This is a genomic window from Pseudomonas machongensis (assembly GCF_034961125.1).
In the GTDB taxonomy this organism is placed as follows: Bacteria; Pseudomonadota; Gammaproteobacteria; order Pseudomonadales; family Pseudomonadaceae; genus Aquipseudomonas; species Aquipseudomonas machongensis.
Map to the genome: position 1 here is coordinate 45,105 of NZ_JAYFUI010000180.1, position 18,413 is coordinate 63,517.

Annotated in this window: 9 protein-coding genes; all 9 read left to right on the forward strand. The window is 64.6% G+C overall.

The features are described from left to right. Window positions 1-10 precede the first annotated feature (10 nt). The 9 genes from VA602_RS16220 (at window position 11) to VA602_RS16260 (ending at window position 18,376) form a co-directional block, all read left to right on the forward strand. The gene (locus tag VA602_RS16220) at window positions 11-1,120 is read left to right on the forward strand and encodes a flagellar basal body P-ring protein FlgI (protein ID WP_065862324.1); all 1,110 of its coding nucleotides are present in this window, start codon (window positions 11-13) and stop codon (window positions 1,118-1,120) included. A gap of 11 nt (window positions 1,121-1,131) precedes the next feature. After that, window positions 1,132-2,325 carry a flagellar assembly peptidoglycan hydrolase FlgJ gene (flgJ, locus tag VA602_RS16225; RefSeq protein WP_323453702.1) on the forward strand — a complete coding sequence of 398 codons (1,194 nt, stop codon included), beginning with the start codon at window positions 1,132-1,134 and terminating at the stop codon, window positions 2,323-2,325. Window positions 2,326-2,337: 12 nt separating this feature from the next. After that, entirely contained in the window at window positions 2,338-4,383 is a 2,046-nt protein-coding gene (gene flgK, locus VA602_RS16230) for a flagellar hook-associated protein FlgK (RefSeq protein ID WP_323453703.1), read from the forward strand. 13 nt (window positions 4,384-4,396) lie between these two features. Beyond that, window positions 4,397-5,959 (forward strand): flagellar hook-associated protein 3, encoded by a 1,563-nt coding sequence (locus tag VA602_RS16235; protein ID WP_153774598.1) that lies wholly within the window; start codon window positions 4,397-4,399, stop codon window positions 5,957-5,959. Between the two features lie 116 nt (window positions 5,960-6,075). Continuing rightward, on the forward strand, window positions 6,076-9,651 hold the full coding sequence (locus tag VA602_RS16240) for a glycosyltransferase (protein WP_323453704.1): 3,576 nt from the start codon (window positions 6,076-6,078) through the stop codon (window positions 9,649-9,651). A gap of 56 nt (window positions 9,652-9,707) precedes the next feature. Continuing rightward, window positions 9,708-12,428, forward strand: a complete 2,721-nt coding sequence (locus VA602_RS16245; RefSeq protein WP_323453705.1) for a glycosyltransferase family protein — start codon at window positions 9,708-9,710, stop codon at window positions 12,426-12,428. A 122-nt stretch (window positions 12,429-12,550) separates the two neighbouring features. Then, a complete protein-coding gene (locus tag VA602_RS16250) occupies window positions 12,551-16,081 on the forward strand; it encodes a glycosyltransferase (RefSeq protein WP_323453706.1) in 3,531 nt (1,176 codons plus the stop codon). A gap of 219 nt (window positions 16,082-16,300) precedes the next feature. Next, window positions 16,301-17,236, forward strand: a complete 936-nt coding sequence (locus VA602_RS16255) for a ketoacyl-ACP synthase III (protein WP_054891892.1) — start codon at window positions 16,301-16,303, stop codon at window positions 17,234-17,236. Between the two features lie 279 nt (window positions 17,237-17,515). After that, the gene (locus VA602_RS16260) at window positions 17,516-18,376 is read left to right on the forward strand and encodes a flagellin domain-containing protein (protein ID WP_054891891.1); all 861 of its coding nucleotides are present in this window, start codon (window positions 17,516-17,518) and stop codon (window positions 18,374-18,376) included. Window positions 18,377-18,413 lie beyond the last annotated feature (37 nt).

Genomic DNA, 18,413 nt, shown 5'->3' on the forward strand with positions numbered 1-18,413 from the left:
ACGGATGACCATGTTCAACGCCAGGCAGTTGATTGCCGCGACCTTGCTCCTGTCCTTCGCGTTCGGTGCCCACGCCGAGCGCCTGAAGGATATCGCCAGCATTTCCGGCGTGCGCGCCAACCAGTTGATCGGCTACGGCCTGGTGGTGGGGCTCAACGGCACCGGTGACCAGACCACCCAGACCCCGTTCACCCTGCAGACCTTCAACAACATGCTGTCGCAGTTCGGCATCAAGGTGCCGCCAGGTTCGGGCAACGTGCAGTTGAAGAACGTCGCTGCAGTGTCGGTGCACGCCGACCTGCCGGCCTTCGCCAAGCCCGGCCAGGTGATCGACATCACCGTGTCCTCGATCGGCAACTCCAAGAGCCTGCGTGGCGGCAGCCTGCTGATGACCCCGCTCAAGGGGATCGATGGCAACGTCTACGCCATTGCCCAGGGCAACCTGGTGGTCGGTGGTTTCGATGCCGAAGGTCGCGATGGCTCGAAGATCACCGTCAACGTGCCGTCGGCCGGTCGCATCCCTGGCGGCGCTTCGGTCGAGCGAGCGGTGCCGAGCGGCTTCAACCAGGGCAACAGCCTGACCCTGAACCTCAACCGTCCTGATTTCACCACCGCCAAGCGCATCGTCGACAAGGTCAACGAACTGCTCGGCCCGGGCGTTGCCCAGGCGCTGGACGGCGGTTCGGTGCGCGTCACCGCGCCCATGGACCCGAGCCAGCGGGTCGACTACCTGTCGATCCTCGAGAACCTGGAGATCGATCCGGGCCAGGCCGTGGCCAAGGTCATCATCAACTCGCGTACCGGCACCATCGTCATCGGCCAGAACGTCAAGGTATCGCCGGCCGCCGTCACCCACGGCAGCCTGACCGTGACCATCACCGAAGACCCGATCGTCAGTCAGCCGGGGCCGTTCTCCAACGGTCAGACTGCCGTGGTGCCACGGTCGCGGGTCAATGCGCAACAGGAAGCCAAGCCGATGTTCAAGTTCGGCCCGGGGACCACGCTGGATGAAATCGTCCGTGCGGTGAACCAGGTCGGCGCGGCACCGGGCGACCTGATGGCGATCCTCGAAGCCCTGAAACAGGCCGGCGCCTTGCAGGCCGACCTGATCGTGATCTGAGGACGCTGGCGATGAATCCGAAGAGCCTGGTTTCAAGTTCCGCCGACAGCGGCGCCTACACCGACCTCAACCGTCTGAGCTCGCTCAAGCACGGGGACCGTGACAGCGATGCCAACATCCGCAAGGTGGCCCAGGAGTTCGAGTCGCTGTTCATCGGCGAAATGCTCAAGGCCTCGCGCAAGGCCGGCGATGTACTGGCTGCCGACGATCCGATGAATACCGAGACGGTCAAGCAGTACCGCGACATGTACGACCAGCAGTTGGCCGTGAGCATGTCCCGTGAAGGCGGCGGTATCGGCCTGCAGGACGTGCTGGTGCGTCAGTTGTCGAAGAACAAGGGCGTGCGCCCTAACACCAGCCCGTTCCCGCGTATCGACGGCAATGCGCCGGCGCTGTGGGGCACGAAAGTGGTCGCACCTGCCCACGCCGTCGAATCGACGTCCACTCGCAACGACGTTGCGGCGCTCAATGCGCGGCGTCTGGCGCTGCCGGGCAAGCTCACCGACCGTCTGCTCGCCGGCATCGTGCCGTCGGCGGGCAATCCTGCGGCGACCAACACCTCGGCGTTGCCGGGCCGTGGCGACATCCCGCCCGGTGGCGTGGCCACCGGTGACTGGGAGCCGGCCCAGGCCTTCGCCGCGCCAGGGCGTGGCATGCAGATTCTCGGGCGTGCGGTGGCCCAGCCGCCGCTGGCGCCGAAGAAAGCCTTCGCCGACAGCGACGAGTTCGTCGCCACCATGCTGCCGATGGCCGAGCAGGCCGCCAAGCGCATTGGTATCGACCCGCGTTACCTGGTGGCCCAGGCCGCCCTGGAAACCGGCTGGGGCAAATCGGTCATGCGCAACACCGATGGCAGCAGCAGCCACAACCTGTTCGGCATCAAGGCCACCGGCAATTGGCAGGGCGGCGAGGCGAGGGCGATCACCAGCGAGTTCCGCAACGGTCAGTTCGTCAAGGAGACGGCCGCGTTCCGTTCCTACGACTCTTATCAGGACAGTTTCCACGACCTGGTCAGCCTGCTGCAGAACAACGCGCGCTATCAAGATGCGGTGAAGGCGGCCGATAACCCAGAACAGTTTGTGCGAGAGCTGCAGAAGGCCGGGTATGCCACCGACCCGAACTACGCCAGCAAGATCTCGCAGATCGCAAGACAGATGAAGTCGGACACGAGCTACGCAATGCTCGGGACCACCACGCAACTTTAAGGGCAGCGAATCATGGCGAGCTTGATCAATATTGGCATGTCGGGGCTGGGTGCCGCGCAGTCGGGGATGTACACCCTGGGTAACAACATCGCCAACGCCGATGTGGACAGTTACTCGCGCCAGCAGAACGTGCAGAAGACCAAAGGCTCGCAGCAGAACGGCAACGTCTTCATCGGCAGCGGCACCACGCTGGCCGACGTGCGCCGGGTGTACAACTCGTTCCTCGAGAACCAGCTGCGCACCACCACCTCGCTGTCCAGCGATGCCAACTCGTACCTGAACCAGATCAATCCGCTCGACACTGCCCTGTCGAGCGCTGACACCGGTATCACGGCTGCCCTGAAAAGCTTCTTCACCGCCATGCAGGACGCTGCGGCCAAGCCCAACGAAGATGCCTCTCGCCAGTTGCTGCTGACCAGCGCGCAATCGCTGGCCAAGCGTTTCAACAGCCTGTCCACGCAACTCAATCAGCAGAACAGCAACATCAACGCCAACATGGCGTCGATCGCCGATCAGGTGAACAAGCTCACCTCGACCATCGCCCAGTACAACGACCAGATCTCGCGCGTGTCGGCGATCCAGGGCCAGCCGAACGATCTGCTCGACCAGCGTGACGGCGCCGTGCGCGAACTGAACAAGCTGATCGGCAGCCAGGTGGTGGAGCGCGAAGGCAACTACGACATTTACCTGCCCAACGGCCAGGCATTGGTGCTGGGCAAGACCACCCAGACCCTCGAGGTCGCGCCAAACCGCAACGATCCGACGCGCATGAGCCTGATGATCAACCGCGGCAGCACCAAGATGGACATCACCGACACCACCACCGGTGGCGAGCTCGGTGGCCTGCTGCGCTACCGCAAGGACACCCTGGACCCTGCGCTCAACGAGCTGGGCCGGGTGGCACTGGTGGTGTCCGATGCGATCAACAGCCAGCTCGGCCAGGGCGTCGACAAGAATGGTGAATTCGGCGCGCTGCTGTTCGGCGACATCAACAGCGCCAAGGCCATCAGCGAGCGCAGTATCGCCCGCCAAGGCAACAGTGCAGGCTCCGGCAACCTCGATGTGACCATCAAGGACACCGGTAAGCTTGGCACCAGCGACTACCAGGTGACCTTCACCAGTGCCACCGGCTACAACGTGCGCAAGCTGCCCGAAGGCACCGACATGGGCAACTTCGACCTTAACGACAACCCACCTAAAGTGATCGATGGCTTCAGCCTCTCGCTCAATGGTGGCGCCGTTGCCGCTGGCGACAGCTTCAAGATCACCCCGACCCGCAACGCCGCAGCCGGTATCGAGTCGGTGCTCACCGATCCCAAGCGCCTGGCGCTGTCCGCGCCGTTGGGTGCAGTGAGCGGCTCGGGCAACAAGGGCACCGGGCAGATCACCCAGCCGAACCTGACCTCCAAGCTGGACATCTACAACGCCACCGATCGTACTCAGTTGCAGACCGGCCTGAAGTATTCGACCCCGGTCAAGCTGGTGTTCGGCGACGACTCCGCGTCCCCCCAGGGCTACACCCTGTACGACGCCAAGGGCAACTCCATCGGCACCGGCACCATCGTGCCCGGCCAGAGCAACAAGCTGCAGCTCTCGGTGCCGATGGTCGATGGCGCCGGTAACCCGATCATGGACGGCGCCACCCAGCGCTCGTTCACCTTCGAGATGGAAGTCGCGGGCGCGCCGAAGAACGGTGACAGTTTCACCGTCTCGCTGACCGGCGCAGGCTCGTCCGATAACCGCAACGCCAAGTCGGTGATCGACCTGCAGACCAAGTCCACCGTGGAAGTCGGCGCCGACGGCAAGGGCATCAGCATGACCGATGCCTACGCCAAGCTCGTGTCCAACGTCGGCGGCAAGGCCGGCCAGGCAAGCATGGACTCCGACGCCACCAATGCCCTGCAGAAGTCGGCGCTCGATGGGCGCAACGCTGTCTCTGGGGTGTCGATCGACGAAGAGACCGGCAACCTCATCAAGTTCCAGCAGTACTACACCGCGTCGTCGCAAATCATCAAGGCGGCCCAGGAAACCTTCGCCACCTTGATCAACAGCCTTTAAGGAGCCGTAGACCGTGCGCATTTCCACTTCGCAGTTCTACAACACCAGCAGCGCCAACTATCAGCGCGGCTTTTCCAACGTGGTGAAAACCCAGCAGGAATCCAGCGACGGCATCCGCGTGCGTACTGCAGCCGACGATCCGGTAGGCGCCTCGCGCCTGCTGCAGCTCGAGCAGCAACAGAACATGCTCGACCAGTACAAGAGCAACATCACCAATGTGCGCAACTCGCTGAGCACTTCCGAAAGCACCCTCGATGCCATCGGCAAGGTGCTGCAGCGCGTCAACGAGCTGGCGATCAGCTCGGGCAACGCCGGTTTCACCGACGCCGACCGCAAGGCCAACGCCGACGAGCTGGGTTCGCTGGAAGAGCAGTTGTTCTCGCTGATGAACAGCAAGGACGAGAACGGCAAATACCTGTTCTCCGGTTCCAAGGGCGACACCCCGCCCTACGTGCGCAACGCCGACGGCACCTACAGCTACCAGGGCGACCAGGGCCAGCTGAAACTGCAGGTGGGCGACATGCTCAGCCTGGCGGCCAACGAGACCGGTTTCGATGCCTTCGAGCAGGCACTCAACACCAGCCGCAGCCAGACCACCCTGACCGCTCCAGCGGTGGACGATGGTCGGGTCAGCCTGTCCAACGGCCAGGTGTCCGGCAGCGCGACGTTCAACGACCGCTTCCGCAGTGGCGAGCCGTACCGCGTCGAGTTCCTCAGCAGCACTCAGTACCGAATCCTCGATTCGGGCAACAACGACGTGACCCTGGAAGCCTCACAGGGCGGGACCTACAACCCGAATGCCGAGAATGGTTCGATCTCCTTCCGTGGTGTCGACCTGCGCCTGAAGATCACCCTGCAGCCGGGCGACAACCCGGATGCCGCGATTGCCGGCCACACCTTCAACCTGAGCTCCAAGCCCGACGCCATCGCTGGCTCGCGCAGCCCGGGCAACACCTCCGGCACTCAGGTCAACAACGCCACCATCAGCAACCAGGCGCAGTACAACGCCTCGTTCCCAGGTGGCGGCGCGGTGCTCAAGTTCACCAGCGCCACCGACTTCGAGCTGTATGCAGCGCCGCTCACCGACAACAGCCGGCCGATCTCCACCGGCACCCTGGCGGGCAACACCGCCACGGCCTCCGGCGTGAGCTTCCAGTTGTCCGGTGCACCCAATGCTGGTGACTCGTTCGCAATCAAGGTCGACACCCACCAGAACCAGAACATGCTCAACACCATTGGCCAACTGCGCACCGCGTTGAGCGTGCCGATGGACAGCGACCCCAAGGCGCGCCAGAACTTCCTCGCCTCGCTGGACTCGGCAATCGGCAACATCGCCAGTGCCACCAACCAGGTGAGCTCGTCGATCAGCGCCATCGGTGGTCGCGGCGCGGCATTGGATGTCCAGGCCGAAACCAACGAAGCGCTGGGCAACGAGAACGCCAAGACCCAGAGCTCGATCCGCGAAAGCGACCCGGCCACGGTGATGCTGCGCCTGCAGATGCAGACCAACATGCTCCAGGCCTCGCTGCAGTCCTACGCCAAGATCGCCGGCCTGTCGCTGGTCAACTACATCTGAACCCAGGTGCGGGTGATCGCGGGGTGATCGTCCCACGAGCCTGCCTCGCCACCCGCCGGTCAGCGCCGGACCGGGTGGCAGCCGGTCCCGCGGTTCAATCGCTTGAGTGAGTCCTAGTGAACGCACAACCCCTCGTCAGTATCGCCATCCCCGCGTTCAATCCCGAGTTCTTTCGCGCCACGCTGGCCAGCGCCATCGGCCAGGATTACCCGAACCTGGAGATCGTGGTCTGCGACGACAGTCGCGGTGACCAGATCGCGGCGATCTGCGAAGAGCTGCGTGCCGGTTGCACGGTGCCCTTGCGTCATGTGCGCAACCCCGAGCGCCTGGGTTTTGCCCGCAACCTGCAGCGCTGCCTGGAGGAATCGTCGGGCGAGCTGATCAAGTTTCTCTGTGACGACGACGTGCTGTTCGGCACCTGCATCAGCCAACAGGCCAGGGTGCTCAGCGATCACGCCAAGGTCAGCATGGTCATCTGCCAGCGCCTGCTGTGTGCAGCCGACGATGTGCTGCTGCCGGCGCGTTGGCTGAACTTCGTCATTTCCCTGAACAGTGCCGTGATCAATGGCACCGACCTGCTCGAAAGCGTCGCCGATGGCGTGCCCAATCTGTTTGGCGGGATCAGCCATGCGCTGCTGCGCCGTGACGAGGTACAGGCCTATCTGCCGGCGCTGGTCGGGGAGGGGCAGGGCTTTGCCGCACGCCTGGACCTCGCGCTGTACGCCTGCCTGCTGCGTCGTGGTCACCTCTGCAGCCTGGACCAGGTGCTGAGCCTTGAGCGCGTGCACGCGGGGCGCCTGAGCCACCAGGGCAGCATGGTCGAGGCTGCCAGGACCGAATCCGAATGGCTGCTGCAGATGCTCGCCGAGTCCACTGGCGAGCCAGCGCCGGCCGATGGCTGGGTGCGCACCCTGCCGCTGGCCGAATACACCGGGGCGGCCGATCAGGTCTGGGAGGAAATGGACCTGCGCCGCTTCTTCTCCGGTCAGATGGCCAACCTTGGCCAGCAGATCGGTACAGACAGCATCAGCTTCGACGAGCTGTATGCCGAATGGCTGGCGTCGCGCCAGTTGTCTGCGGGCCAGGTCAGCCTGCTGCCCAAACGCATCGAGCAGTGGCCCCGCCAGCCGCGCATCGCGGTGGCGGTGCTGGCCGAGGCGGGCGACGAGAAGGCCTTGCGCACCACTTTGCAGAGCCTGCAGGGGCAGTCCTATCCCGCCCGCAGTACCTTGGTGCTGGGCCCGGCGGCGCTGGCTGGCCAGGTACAGGGCGATGCCCGGCACTTGCACAGCCAGGGTGATCACTTTGCCGAACTTGGCCAGTGGCTGGCCACCGCCCAGGACATCGACTGGCTGTTGTTGCTGCGCGCCGGTGACCGCGCGCACCCTCATGCACTGGTGATCATGGCCGAGCGCATGGCCTTGCGTGGCGATAGCCTGTGCCTGTACATCGACGAAGGCGCCAACGACAACCTGGCGCCATCGTGTCCGATCTTCAAACCCGACTTCAACCTCGACCTGATGCGCAGCCTGCCCTACGTCGGTCGGCTGCTTGCCTTCGATGCCAAGGCGCTGCGCGAACTTGGCGGCTTCGATTCCAGCTTCGCCACGCTCGCTCCCCACGACCTGCTCTGGCGCATGGTCGAGGCCCACGGCCTGCAGGTGGTCGAGCACATCGCCGAAGTGCTGGTGCAGTGTCACCACAGCTACGCCGACTGGCTCAACGATGCGCAGGCGCATGTGCAGGCCCCGCGTGTGCTGCAAGCACATTTCGAGCGCCTGGGCGTGCAGGCGCGGGTTTCGGGTATCGAAGGCAGCATGATGACGCGGGTCACCTACCTGCACCCCCAAGCCGCCAGTGTCTCGATCCTCATCCACGCCGCGGGCGAGCTGGCGGTGCTGATGCGCTGCGTGGAATCGCTGTTCGCCCATACCGCCTACGCCGATTTCGAAGTGTTGCTGGTGGCCAGCAGCGAGACATCCTCGGAGGTGCGCGACTGGCTGGGCGGCCTGCAGGGGTTGGGCAGTGACCAATTGCGCGTTTGCCAGGCGGATGCCACCGGGCGGGCGCAGAGCCTCAACGAGGCCAGCCGTCAGGCGCGCGGTGAATACCTGCTGCTGCTCGATGCCACTTGCGTGCTGTTCGACGGCCAATGGCTGCAGGAATTGATGCATCTGGGGCAGCGCCCGGAAGTCGGCCTGGTTGGCCCCAAGCTGTTCGACAACAATGGTTCGGTGCTCTCGGCCGGCCTGGTGATGGGCATGAATGGCACTGCCGGCACGCCGTTCCTGAGTTGTGCGGTGAATGCCGATGGCTACATGAACCGCCTGAGCCTGGTGCAGAACTGGAGCGCCCTGGGCCTTGACTGCCTGCTGGTGCGCGCAGCGTTGTTCGCCGAGCTGGGTGGGTTGGATACTGCGGCGTTCGAGGTATCGCTGTTCGATGCCGATTTGTGCCTGCGGGCGCGCGAAGTGGGCTACCTGTCGGTGTGGACGCCGTTCTCGCGGGTCGCCCAGGTGCCGGTGCCCGCTCAGGAACAGCCCGCACCGCAAAGCCTGCTGGCCGATCAGGAGCGGCTGTATGAGCGCTGGCTGGCATGGGTTGCTTTCGATCCTGCCTACAATCGCAACCTCAGCCTGAAGCTGCCGAACTTCAACTTCGAGCCGGGCCTGCGCGGTGGTTGGGATCCGTTCATTGCGCGCGCCATGCCGTCGGTGATGGGGCTGCCCAGCAGCACCTCCGCCATCGGTCACTACCGTGTATCGCAGCCGTTCGCCGAGCTGGAAAAGGCCGGCTGGATCCAGGGCCGCATCGACTACAGCGCACCGAGCCTGATCGAGCTGGAGCGGGAAAAACCTGATGTGGTGATCCTGCAGTGCCGCTACACCCCGGCCAGCCTGCGCGATATCGCTCGCTTCAAGCGCTTCTCCAACACCCGGCGCATCTACGAGCTGGACGACTACATCATCGATCCGCCGAAGAAGAACGATCACGCCCGCAACCTGCCGCGCAACATGCGCGAGCTGGTCAGCCAAGCCATCGGCCTGTGCGATCGCGTGGTGGTCTCTACCGAACCGCTGGCCGATGCCCTGTCGAGCATGCACAGCGACATCCGCGTGGTCCCCAACATGCTCGCCGCCTCTTTGTGGACGGGCCTGCGCAGTGAGCGTCAGACCAGCGCGCGGCCGCGTGTAGGCTGGGCGGGCGGCACCAGCCACCGCGGTGACCTGGAACTGCTGCTGGAGGTGGTGCGCACGCTGGCCGACGAAGTCGACTGGGTGTTCTTCGGCATGTGCCCCGAGATGCTGCTGCCTTACGTGAAGGAGTTTCACCCGGCCATTTCGTTCGGTGACTACCCGCGCAAGCTGGCCAGCCTCAACCTTGACCTGGCCCTGGCACCGTTGGAGCAGAACCTGTTCAACGACTGCAAGAGCAACCTGCGGCTGCTCGAATATGGCGCCTGCGGCTTCCCGGTCATCTGCACCGACACCAAGGCTTATGCCGGCTACCTGCCGTGCACCCGCGTGGCAGACAACACCACGGCGCAGTGGCTGGAAGCGATCCGCATGCACCTCGACGACCCGGCTGCCAGCTATCGCCAGGGCGATGCTTTGCGCGAGGCGGTACTGAGCGACTACGTCCTCACCGAACATCATCTGCAGCACTGGGCCAACGCCTGGCTGGCTGACTGAAATCCAGGCGCCGGGCCCAGGCCTTGCGCAGAACCGAACACTTGAACAGGTGCCTTATGATCGATACCGCAACCGGCTCGCACACCGACGTGACCGTTGTCCTGCTTGGGCATGACCAGGCGGATCACCGCGCCCGCGCACTCCACTACTACGCCGGTCAGGGCGTTGCGTGCCTGGCGCTGGAGCCGGCAGGCCAACTCGGCGAACTGCTCGATCAGGTGAAAACGCCTTTCGTTTGCCTGGCGCTGGATGCCGACTTCGTTCTCGCCGATGCGCTGGGCAAGGCTGCTGCCTCTCTGGCTGCACAGCCCCAGTTGAAGGGTGTACAGGGGCATGCCCTGGCCTATGCGGCGGGCAACTGCAAGCTCAGCTACCACAAGCTGGGTGCATTCGCCGCGCCCGAGGCCGCAGAGGACGCTCTGGCGCGCGTGCGCCGTTATGGTTACAGCGGGCAACAGGCTTGGCGCGCGGTGCTGCGTGTCGCTACCCTGCAGACCGCGCTGGCAGGCCTGCCGCAAGCGCTGGACGCCGCGGGCTGGCGTGTGGCGCTGGGCTACGCGATCCTGCTGCAAGGCGAGATCGGCAGCCTCGAGCAGACCGATGTGGTCTGCGAACTGCTGAGCAACGACCTGGGCGCAGCCGCCCGCGAAGAGCGCCTGACCCAGACCGTGCGCAGCCTGCGCCAGTGGGATGAAGCGGTGGGTGTATGTGCCGGCGAAGAAGGTTTCGTGGTGCTCAACCGCTTCGTGCGCAGCAGCTACGATCAGGGCGAGACGCCGCTGCTGTTCAGCTCCGACTGGGCCAGCGTGATCGACGACCCTGAACAGACCTTCGAGCCGCGCCAGTATGTCGAGCTGCCGTACTACAACGGCAAGCTGTTCCAGCGTCTGAGCGAAATCGAATTCCTCTGCCATGCCTGGCCGACCGGAGAGCGTCATCTGCATGCGCTCGAAGGCGCCTGGGTGCGCCAGCACGACCTGCTGCAAGTGCATCCGAACGACACCAACGACAGCCTGCAGCAGCGCTACCTGCACGCGCTGGGCCTGGGCCTGTTCAACCAGGACGTATGTCAGCGCCTGGTGCCGCTGCTGACCGGCGCCAAAGACACCCACCATGTTCGCGAAATGCAGGACTGGCTGGCGCGCCTGGGCAGCGTTCCGGCACCTGATGCCCGCGCATTGCTCGAGACGACGCCGTCCGGCAAGGTGTTGGCCGCCATTGCTGCCGCGACCCCGGCTGAAGCCGACCGTGCTCGCGCGCAGCGCTTCCTGGCGCGCCACCCGGCTGCGCAGATCGCCTTCGTGGTGCTGGACCTGGAAAACGACGACCAGGCGCTGCAGGCCACCTTCGACAGCCTGCTGGCCAGCGGCCTGCGCAACTTCAAGCTGGTGGTGCTCAAGGGCGGCAAGCCCCCGGCCATCACCACCGCGCGCGATACCCTGCACTTCATTCAGGTCAACGAAGGCAACTGGGCGACCCACCTGAACCAGGTGGTGAAACAGCTTTCCAGCGAGTGGCTGCTGCTGCTCGATGCTGGCGACGTGCTGCTGGCCGGTGGCCTGTTGCGCCTGGCTGTCGAGCTGGCCCAGGCGCCGGGCTGCCAGGCGATCGCTGCCGATGAGGTGCAGCGCGACAGCGAAGGCCGTCTGCTTGACGTGACCCGTCCGGGCAGTGACCTGGACCTGCTGCGCAGCCAACCAGGCCTGATGTCGCGGCACTGGCTGGTGCGTCGCCAGGCCGTGGTCGATCTGGGGGGCTACAGCGAGTCCTATCGTCATGCGCTGGAGTACGACCTGTTGCTGCGTCTGGTCCAGCAGCAGGGTGTCGGCTGTCTCGCGCACATGGACGACTACCTGGTCATCGGTCAGCAGCCCGAGCAGGCATTGACCGACGAAGCGGCCAAGGTCCTCAACCGCCACCTGACCGAGCTGGGCTACCGCGCCCAGATCAGCGACCAGGGCAGTGCAGGCCTGACCATCGATTTCCGTCATACCGCCACGCCGCTGGTCAGCATCCTGCTGGCGGGCGAGGGCGATACCGCGCAACTGCAGGTGTCGCTGACCGGGATCTTCCAGCGCACCCGTTATCCGCGCTTCGAAGTGGTGGTGGCCTTGCCGGGGCACGACAGCGCAGGGCAGGCGGCGATTGCCCAGACCTTTGGCACACGCGTGCGGCTGATTGCCGGTGAGGCGCATGCCTCGCGCGAGCAACTGCTGGCGCTGGCCGCCGGGCAGGCGCGTGGCGATTACCTGGTGCTGCTGTCCGAGCGCTGCCACGTAATCACTCCGGCCTGGATCGAGTCGCTGCTCAACGAGGCCCAGCGCCCTGAGGTGGGGATCGTCGGGGCCAGCTTGTGGGGGCGCGGCGAGGTCCTGCTGCATGCTGGCTACGAGCTGCTCGACGGCGGCCAGGTCAATGCACCGTGGGCCGGTGCCTCGGCGGCACGCAGCGCCGCGGCGCGCTGGCCGCTGTCGGCCCGTGATTGCCCTGCGGTATCCGGCGATTGCCTGATGATCGGCCGCGAGACCTTCGAGCAGTGCGGTGGCCTGCCGACAACGGGTGCGGCGGACCTGGCCCTGTGCCTGGCGGTACGCAGCAACGGCCTGATGGTGGTGTGGACGCCGCGTGCCAGGCTGATGGGCAACGAGCTGGTGGTGCCTGCCGGGCAAGCTGTGCAGGCGCTGGCCGAGCAATGGCCCGGTGCGTTCCAGGGGGGTGCGCGGCTCGACGGTAAGAGCGCCGCGGGTGCACCGCAGTGGCTGGCACAGCTGGGGTGACTGGCGCGCTAATTGCTAAAAAGCCGGGTTAAGCCCGGCTTTTTCATGCCCGCTGGCAAATTATTGACAGGCCGCCACCGTGATGGTCAGCGGCCTGTCCTGATCCTGGAGTTCGCCCCCCAATGTCGACCGCTGCGCAGCTGGATGCTCTTTCGCTCGAACAGGCGCTGACGCGCCTGCGCCTGATGTTCACCAAGCCGGGGCATCCCTACTACCTGCTGGCGCCTGCCTACCGCGATACCTCCTCCGGTATCGTTTCGATGCACTACCTCTGCCACATGCTCAACCTCAATGGCCGCGAGGCATACATCTACGGCACCGATGTGGTCAATCCAGACCTGAAGACGCCGCTGTTCGACCCGGCCGTCGCCCGCCGCCACCTGGCCGAGGGCAAGGTGCCGATCGCGGTCTATCCCGAAGTGGTCAGCGGCAACCCGCTGGAGTGCCCGGTGGTGGCGCGCTACATGCTCAACTTCGAGAGCTTCATCAGCGGCAAGAGCATGAATGCGGCGGCGACCGACTTGATCTTCTACTACGCCGAACGCCTTGCCGAGGCCCGTGGCGATGTCAACGTCGACCTGCTGTGCCTGCCCACCATCGACATCGAATTGTTCGCCGCCGGCGCTGCCGATTGTGTTCGCGAGGGCGCCTACCTCTACCAGAACCGCCACCCGCTGGAGATGATCGACTACGACCAGTTGCCTGCAGGCATTCGCCTGCTCAGCGTGGCCAATGCCCTGAGCCTGGTGGAGTTGGCCGAGGTGCTGCGCCATGCCGAGGTGCTGTACACCTACGAATGGTCGATGACCTGCGTGATCGCGGTGCTGTGTGGTTGCCCTGTGCTGTTCATGCCGGGGCATGGCGTGGATCAGCAGGTGCTCGAGAACAGCTTCTTCGGTTGCGTCGGCTTTGCCATGGCCGACCAGCCGCACGCCCTCGAACAGGCCCGGGCCACCGTTGGCGATGGCCTGCAGCGTTATGTGCAACGTACCGCATCGTTCTGGCAGCAGCTGGACACCTTCATCGCCAAGACCCAGGACGCAGCCGTGCGTGAAGCCGCGGGCAACCGGCACGGTATGCTCGACTGGCTGCGGCAGCGCTATCCGCTGCCCGCCCAGGTACAGCGCCTGCAGCAGGCGTTGTCCGGGCCACAGGCGCCCAAGCTTGCCGTGCTGGTGCGTGATCATGGTGACCGCCAGGCACTGCTGCATACCCTGGAGAGTCTTGACCGTGGCCTGTATCGACAGTTGCAGGTGCATGTGCTGGGTGAGTGCGACCCGCAGCGTGTCGGTGTGCAATGGCATGCCTGCGATCCACGTGAGCCGGTGGCGATGATCAACACGGTGCTGAGCGATAGCGCAAGTGACTGGTGCCTGCTGGTCGAGGCTGGCGAGACCTTCGTCGCCAGCGGGCTGCTGGCGCTGGCGGTGCGTTTGCTCGATGCGGCCGATGACTGCCAGGCGGTGTACGCCGACGAAGGGCTGCGCCGCGAGGGAGGGGAAATCGAGCTGGCGCTTCGTCCGGACCTTAACCTCGACCTGCTGCTGGCCATGCCGGGCAGCCTGTCGCGGCACTGGATCTATCGGCGCGAGGCGCTGGCGGCAGGGTTCGCCAGCGACTGCGGGCGAGCCTTCGAACTTGGCCTTCAGTTGAGTTTGTTGCTTGAGCGCGGGTTGGGCAGTGTCATGCATGTCGCCGAGCCTCTGTTGATCGGCAATGGCGGGCCGCTGGCGGCCTGTGCCGACGAACAGAGGGTCATCGAGCATCACCTGCGCCTGCGCGGCTATGAACGGGCGCAGGTCTTGGCCCTTGACGACGTGCCGGGCGGTTATCGCATCGACTACGGCCATGCGCATGTCGCGTCCGTGAGCATCATGGTGCCGTTGCGCGGGCAACTGGTCGACTTCCAGCGCTGCCTGGAAACCCTGCTGACGCACACCGCCCATGAGCAGTTCGAGGTGTTGCTGATCGAGGCGGGCAGTGAAGACCCGGCACTGCTCGAATGGCTGGATATGGTGGGGCAGATCGGCGATGGGCGCTTCCAGGTGCTGCGCTACATGCCAGGCCAGCCATGGGCTGCGTTGTGCAACGCGGCTGCGCAGGAGGCGCGGGGTGATTATCTGGTCTGGCTCGACGGCCGCGCCGCGGTGCTCGATGGCAACTGGTTACCGGCGCTGCTCAATCATGCCCAGCGCCCCGAAGTCGGTGCCGTCGGCGGCAAGTTGCTGGCGGGTGACGGTACGGTACGCCAGGCGGGTCTGCTACTGGGAGTCGACGGCTCGGTGGGGGCGGCGTTCGCCGGTCTGCCTGCGCAGTCTGCAGGCTACATGGCGCGCCTGGCGCTGGAGCAGAACTTCGCTGCTGTCGGTGGCGAGTGCCTGATGCTGCGGCGCGAACTGTTCCACGAGGCAGGTGGCTTCGATGCCAGCGAGTTGCTGGCGCCCTGGGCCGATGTCGACCTGTGCCTGAAGCTGCATCAGGCCGGCTATCTGAATGTCTGGACGCCGCATGCGCGCTTGCTGCTGGATGCGCCACGCGATGTGCTGGCCAGCGAAGAGCAGCACGACGCGTTGTATGCACGCTGGTTGCCGCGTCTGGCACATGACCCGGCCTACAACGGCAATTTCTCGCTGCGTGCCGGGCAAGGTTTCGTGCTGCAAAGCAATGACCTGAGCTGGCGACCGCTGCTCGGCAAGGTGCCGCGGGTGTTGGCTTGCATTGCCGAGCAGGATGAGCAGGCTCTGTCGCGTCTGATCCATCCGCTGGGTGCGATGTGCGAAAACGCGTTGCTCGACGGTGCCGCGACCGTCGGGCTGTTGTCTGCGGTGGAGCTGGAGCGTTTTGCCCCGACCAGCGTGATCCTGCAGCGACCGCTGGATGATGCAGGGCTGCTGACCCTGCGCCGGCTGAGTGCATTCTCCCGAGCGCTGAAAGTGGTGGTGCTCGACAGTTATCCCGCGCTTGCACAGTTCGAGTCCAGCGAGGATCTGCTGCAGCGCCTGCAGGCGGCGTTGATGCACGCTGACCGGGTACTGGTGTCGACCCCCGTGCTGGCCGAGCGGCTGCAGGGGCTGCACCACGATATCCGGGTGTTGGAGAGCGCCTTGCCGGTCGGCTGGGGCCGCCTGAAGGGCGAGCGACGCGCAGGAGAACTGCCACGTCTTGGCTGGATCTCCGGCAAGGACGACGAGATGCTCGAACAGGTAGTCCCGGCCTTGTCGGGTGAAGTCGAGTGGGTGGTGCTGGGTGAGTGTCCCGGTAGCTTGAAGCCGTTCGTCAGCGAGTTGCACGCAGCGGTCGAGCCAGGGCATCTCGGCGAGGCCCTGGCCGCGTTGAGTCTGGATCTGGCTCTGGTGCCCATGGCCGACTCGATGGAAAACGCCTGCTCTGGCGACATGCGCGTGTTGCAGCACGCGGCCTGTGGTCATCCGGTGATCTGCAGTCGAGTGCCGGGCTTTGCCGCAGGCGATGCCTTGCCGCTGTCGCGTGCGGGCAACCAGCCCGACGAGTGGCTGCAGGCGATCCGTCTGCACTTGTCCGACCGCGACGCGTCGGCGGCATTGGGTGATGCGTTGCAGGCGGCGGTGCGTGGGCAGTGGCTGCTCGAAGGGACGCGACTGGAGAGCTGGCGCCGCGCCTGGTTACCCGATTGAGGGGTGGCCCGCAGTGAGGATGTGACGCTGCGGTGTCCATTCGACAAAAAACGCGTGACTTGAGAGTCACTTCGCGCATCTTCACTGTATATTGTCCAAACTAGGAGCCGCCGTCGCGCAGCCATAAACGTGGTCAGGAACAGGGGCGTCCCGTGTTTCCTGGCGTTTCGTCGTTGCGTACGCCGTGGGCTACTTCGCTGTTATTGAACGGGAAGCCACATGATTGGCATTAAAAGCATCGCCAGTTACCTGCCGACTCAAGGGGTAGACAACTACGCCCAGGGCGCAAAATTCGGCAAGGACCAGGATTTCATCTTCGGCAAGATCGGCTCCACGTTCTTGCCGCGCAAGGACAGCGAGCAGGAAACTTCCGACCTGTGTGTCGAGGCCGCGCGCAATCTGTTCGCCGCCAATCCTTCGCTCGACCCTGCCAGCATCGATGCGGTGATCGTCGTCACTCAGAATGGCGACGCCGAGGGCCTGCCGCACACCGCAGCCATCGTTCAGCACAAGCTGGGGCTTGCGACCCATGTTGCGGCGTTCGACGTTTCGCTCGGGTGCTCGGGCTATGTCTACGGCCTGTACGCGATGAAGGGCTTCATGGAAGCTGCGGGCCTGAAGAACGGCCTGCTGATCACCGCCGATCCGTACTCGAAGATCGTCGACCCTGAAGACCGCAATACCACCATGCTGTTCGGTGATGCCGCCACCGCCACCTGGATGGGCGAGGGCGCGGCCTGGCAACTGGGCAAGTCGCTGTTCGGTAGCGACGGTGCCGGTGCCGAGCACCTGCGCACCACCGATGGCAAGTTCTTCATGAACGGTCGTCAGGTCTACAACTTCGCCCTGGTCAAGGTGCCGGCGCACCTGAACCAGTTGCTCGAGGCCAGCCAGCTCAAGGCTGACGACATCGACCTGTATTGCCTGCATCAGGGCAGCGCGGCCATCGTCGATGCGGTGTCGGCGCGCTTCGATGAGGGCGCGCACAAGGGCAAATTCGTCAAGGACATGGTCGAGACCGGCAACACCGTTTCCTCCAGCATTCCGTTGCTGCTGGAGAAGCATGTGCTGGGTTCGACCCACAAGCGTGTTGCCCTCAGTGGCTTTGGCGTCGGCTTGTCGTGGGGTTCGGCGATCATCGAACGCACTGATTGAGCATCGTCGTTGCATCTGCAAAAGCGCCGCACGGGTAACCGTTCGGCGCTTTTGCATTTCTGCTGTCTATGGCAGTTCTGCGGGCCTCGGCGGACGCTGTATTTCTGGCGTCAAACCCTTGATTTCATTGGGGTGGCAGCGTGCCACTAAAAAAAATCGCAAAACCCCCTAAAGCAAACCGCCACGACGACGATAACCATTACGAAGGTTCTCTAGGCCACACACCCGGCAAACGCCAGGGCCGGAAGCCGCAGTACCCAATCCAACGAGGAATTCGTCATGGCTTTGACCGTTAACACCAACACCACCTCTCTGGGCGTTCAGAAAAACCTGAGCCGTGCTTCCGACGCTCTGAGCACCTCGATGACCCGTCTGTCGTCCGGCCTGAAAATCAACAGCGCCAAAGACGACGCCGCTGGCCTGCAGATCGCTACCCGCATGACCTCGCAGATCCGCGGTCAGACCATGGCTATCAAGAACGCCAACGACGGTATCTCCATCGCCCAGACCGCTGAAGGCGCGATGCAAGAGCAGACCAACATCCTGCAGCGTATGCGTGAACTGGCCGTCCAGTCCCGAAACGACTCCAACAGCCAGCAAGACCGTGACGCTCTGGACAAAGAGTTCCAGTCGATGCTGTCGGAAATCGACCGTATCGCCGACTCCACCCAGCTGAACGGCAAGAACCTGCTGGACGGTACCGCTGGCGTCATGACCTTCCAGGTCGGCTCCAACTCCGGCTCTGCCAACCAGATCACCGTGACGCTCAGCGCCGCGATGAAAACCACCGGTACTGGCGCTGCGCTGACCGCCCTGGCTGGCAAGAGCATCACCGGTGCCAACAGCACCGCCGCCGAGCAGACCTTCACCGCCGCCATCAGCGCAATCGACGCTGCCCTGCAGGCAATCAACACCAACCGTGCTGACCTGGGTGCCGCCCAGAACCGTCTGACCAGCACCATCAACAACCTGCAGAACATCAACGAGAACGCCGAAGCTGCTCGTGGCCGTGTACAGGACACCGACTTCGCTGCCGAAACTGCCCAGCTGACCAAGCAGCAGACCCTGCAGCAAGCTTCGACCTCGGTTCTGGCTCAGGCCAACCAGCTGCCGTCGGCAGTTCTGAAGCTGCTGGGCTAATCTGCCTGATAGCTGCTGGCGGGGGAGTGCACTTGCG